We start from the raw sequence: 1,675 nt of genomic DNA, 5'->3' as shown, positions 1-1,675 counted from the left end.
GCGTAATGAGCAAGTGACCAAGGCTCTAAAATCCAAGTATGGACTGACCTACGGAACGGACAAGAGCAATACTAATACTCGCAAATTGCGCAATGCGGAGCGTGCAAAATACGAGATTCACAATGCAGTCAAAGATGCCTTAAAAGTTGCAGATAGCTGGCAGAAGTTCAAGAATGAACTTGCAAAACGAGGTGTTTGCTTGGAGCTTGTCTATAAGGACAAGGAGAGAACCAAGGTACAAGGCATCCGTTTCAGCAAGGATGGATATAGCTTCAAAGGTACGCAGATTAGCCGAGGCTATAGCTTTGGCAAGCTGAATGCGAGATTTGAGGGAACGGAGAACCTTTTATCAGCAAGAGCCAGCTCTGCTCAGCAATATGAGCAGGGCTGTCGCAAGAATGAGCAGGTGCCATCCATATCGGAGAGCAGCCAGGACCCTTGGGACGGTATTTCTTCCATTGGACTTTTTGCTCCAGCCAATGCTCAGACCTTTGAGCCATTCCCAGAGGATGAATCATCCAAGAAGAAAAAGAAGAAACGCAGAAGAGGCTTTAGCCTTTGATGCAAGTTACAAACCATTCAAACAACAAAAGAAATATGAAAGAAGAACTATTGGAAGCCATCTACGGCACAGTTGAGAGATTGGAGCAGAAAGTTGATGAACTTTCTGCCTCACCTAAGAACGCAGGAGCGGAAACAGTTCTCAGCCCTGCAAGTATTGACACAAGCAAACTTGAAAAAGCCATCCTTTCTGTATCTGTAAAAGAAGGGGAGGCTATTGACAAATTGGCAAGATTAAGAGAGGCTATCTGCATCTTTACCGACCTTACCAAGAAAGAAGCAAGCAAAGATGAACAGCGAAGTAAACTCTTGTTTGATGCAATTAATCAGGTGAAACAAGAGCTGAATGCCACATCAAAAGTTGTGCAGGACAAACTTCACGCAATGGATAACACACCTCTGAAGAAAGTAGTGACTCATCGCTTCGAGCCAACTTCAAAGTCTGTTCTTCTTTTCATTGGTGGCTTGGCTCTATCTCTTGTTCTCTCCATTTGGGGCAATCTCACCCAATGGCGAGCGCATCAAGATTGGGAGGAGGCAGACTTGAAGTATAGAGCCTTAAAAATGGTTCTTCCATCTGACGACCCGAATATTCGCTACATCGAAAAGCATTTCTCTGTTTGCCGAGATGAGAAAGTTATTGATGATGTGAGAAGTCGTGTTACTGTTTATGAAGATTCAATCTTTCGTTATCATAAAATGGTGGAGATAGCAGCATACAAAGATAGCTTGGCAAGAAAGTTGACAAACGAATCAAATGAAATCAAAAGGCTTATCAAGAAATAATAAGATGTTGTTTCTTGTGTTTGCACCATTATAGCAGGTGGAACACTAATCGAGTAGGAGGAAAACGAAGCAGTTTTCTTCCTACTTTCGTTTTCCGACCTCTCACACCACCGTACGTGCGGTTCCGCATACGGCGGTTCCTATTTTGGATACCATTCGAGATACGTCTCCATTAAAGTATACCCTGCGGAGCGTAGTTTATTGTTATCTATCGCCCTTTTTAGAATAGGGCTGTCAGCTATTCGCCAATAGCCCTTGCAAGTATTACCCCATTCGTATGCTTTGTATTTATCCTAAATTCCGCAGCATTTTAGTTTAACTTATTTTA

The 1,675-nt window shown here is 42.9% G+C and carries 2 protein-coding genes and 1 pseudogene; 2 read left to right on the top strand and 1 reads right to left on the bottom strand.

Annotation, left to right across the window (positions count from 1 at the left end; genetic code table 11):
• Both DW917_RS16770 and DW917_RS16765 read left to right on the top strand, forming a co-directional pair.
• A partial coding sequence (locus tag DW917_RS16770) for a relaxase/mobilization nuclease domain-containing protein (protein ID WP_148466482.1) occupies positions 1-562 on the top strand: 562 nt, incomplete at its 5' end.
• A gap of 35 nt (positions 563-597) precedes the next feature.
• Positions 598-1,347 carry a hypothetical protein gene (locus tag DW917_RS16765; protein WP_118120524.1) on the top strand — a complete coding sequence of 250 codons (750 nt, stop codon included), beginning with the start codon at positions 598-600 and terminating at the stop codon, positions 1,345-1,347.
• Between the two features lie 140 nt (positions 1,348-1,487).
• Here the strand turns inward: DW917_RS16765 and DW917_RS18230 are convergent.
• Positions 1,488-1,640: pseudogene (locus DW917_RS18230) on the bottom strand (group II intron reverse transcriptase/maturase); the annotation flags it as partial.
• Positions 1,641-1,675 lie beyond the last annotated feature (35 nt).

It is taken from the genome of Prevotella sp. AM42-24, from assembly GCF_003461825.1.
Classification (GTDB): domain Bacteria; phylum Bacteroidota; class Bacteroidia; order Bacteroidales; family Bacteroidaceae; genus Prevotella; species Prevotella hominis.
Note: the sequence above shows the minus strand (reverse complement) of the source record. Positions and strands in the feature narration are given on the sequence as shown.

What these genes read in the sequence shown, in the direction of transcription:
- DW917_RS16765 (WP_118120524.1), top strand. Translation starts at nt 598, where the DNA reads ATGAAAGAAGAACTATTGGAAGCCATCTACGGCACAGTTGAGAGATTG.